The sequence below is a fragment of the Carboxylicivirga marina genome (assembly GCF_016612505.1).
Taxonomy (GTDB): domain Bacteria; phylum Bacteroidota; class Bacteroidia; order Bacteroidales; family Marinilabiliaceae; genus Carboxylicivirga; species Carboxylicivirga marina.
In genome coordinates this window covers 1-2,055 of sequence record NZ_JAENRR010000132.1, presented here as the reverse complement: position 1 = coordinate 2,055, position 2,055 = coordinate 1, and the positions used below count along the sequence as shown (strand labels likewise).

The following is a 2,055-nucleotide window of genomic DNA, read 5'->3' as shown; positions in this document are numbered from 1 at the left end:
CTTTTTATTGAAAATATGGATACAAAACTTCAAAGTTTTATCATAACAAACTATACGTCATTGCGGAGGCCTATACCTTGCAAGTACAACTCTTATTCTAAATCTAAAATAGCTATTAATATCATTTCTTGTAGTGAGGAAACAACATACAGTTTCTTCGATATCACAATGAGCATCAGTTTACCAAATAAGGAAATGGCAATCATAGCATATACACACACACGATTATTATATTCTCCTACCTACTGATTATCACAGAATAATGAAGCGCGAGAGAAAATTCCCTTACTAAGTTTTCATATAAAAATTGCCATTTATTTAGGATGTATCTTACTGTGCAAAGAGCCTTTTTTATTTTTATTGATAGAAGTTGTTTAAAGTCCTAAAATAGAATCAATTAAATTGGTTATATAATTGATTTTCAGATAGATATATTGTATATATAATAAATATCTATCAAGTGTTAAGTACTCAAATAAAAAAAAACATAAGCCCATATTTAGCTTTTGGCAATTCATGGGACAATACTAAAGTTAAACTCCACCAAGTTGTTAAAGCAATTGTATTTCGCCTTAAAACAGGCTGTCAATGGCGTGAGATACCGATAAAACAATTCTTTAGAGTTAAGTACAGTTGGAATAGCGTTTATGCCCATTACCGTAAATGGTGTAAAGATGGTAGTTGGGACAAGCTATGGCAAGTACTACTCAAAAAATATAAATCATTACTCGATATGTCATCTGTTCAGCTAGACGGAACACATACACTTGCCAAACGTGGCGGTGAAGCAGTTGCTTACCAAGGAAGAAAAAAATGCAAAACAAGCAATATGCTTATTCTCTCCGATAGTAAGGGTATACCAATTGCATGTAGTGACCCAATACATGGGAATCATAATGATGCTTTTGAACTCACAAAAAACTTTGATGAAATGGTTACATCATTAAAACAGTCAAATATAAGTGTCGATGGACTTTTCCTAAATGCTGATGCTGGTTTTGATACAATAGCATTTAGAAATTGTCTTTTCAAGCATGATATTTTTGACAACATTGATAACAATAAACGTAATGGTAAGAATGACGTTTCATTCTTGGATGAAGCTCTTTATAAAGAACGTTTTGTCATAGAAAGAACCAATGCATGGCTCGATGCTTTCAAGTCAATACTTGTGCGTTTTGAAACAAATAAAATACATTGGAAAGCTCTAAATACCATTGCGTTTTGCATTATTCTTCTTAGACAACTTTAAACAACTTCATTATACTTTCCAGCTCTGACAATCCTTCATTTTAGCGATTAATTAAACCCAGATAGATTAAATAAATTAAAGGTCTCATATTGAGCCTTAAGTTTACTTCGCTCCATAACTTACCGAAAATCCCTCCAGATAAAAAAATAATTGCTTTTTATTTTTGGTGGGAATTGTATCTATTATCCAAAAAGTAGTCTTATTCATTTAGCTCGTGGTTCAGAATCTCTATCAAGGCATTTTAGTTATCGTTTAAAAACTGGTCTACACCATCGGCAACCCCTTTCATCATTCTATGTACAATATCAATAGAGGGTGTCAAATGTCGGCTTTCAATTTTAGACAGGAGTGAAACATGTAAATAAAGCTTTGTAGCTTCTGACGTATACTATAATACGTAATAGTAGCGAAATGTTTTTGATTTCGATGATACAGAATAGTGGTTCTAACACTTGAGCTTCTCAAATTCAAAAAAAGTATGTACATTGTATAGTATCAAAGGATACTAAATAGAATCATTTAAATGATGTAAAATTCGGTGTAACACAATTTACTAAAACACTATATATAACTGGACATTAGTCATATAGCCAATTAAAAGTTTTCCCGTAGGGACTACTAAATAAAACCTGCAATCAATTGATTTGTAGGTTTTTTGTGTTTTTAGCGTATCAAATGCGGTGTCAATACTAGTTGTGTAATTGTTTTAAATTTTTCCAATATCAAAATTGCTCTTTTCGTTCCAAAACTGGACCACTATTGCAGCGGTTATAATTACTTTTAGTTCCTTGCTGCCTATTGAA

Annotated in this window: 1 protein-coding gene; it reads left to right on the top strand. The window is 31.8% G+C overall.

Annotation, left to right across the window (positions count from 1 at the left end):
- Window positions 1-460: 460 nt before the first annotated feature.
- Window positions 461-1,252 (top strand): IS5 family transposase, encoded by a 792-nt coding sequence (locus tag JIV24_RS22055; protein ID WP_200467249.1) that lies wholly within the window; start codon window positions 461-463, stop codon window positions 1,250-1,252.
- Window positions 1,253-2,055 lie beyond the last annotated feature (803 nt).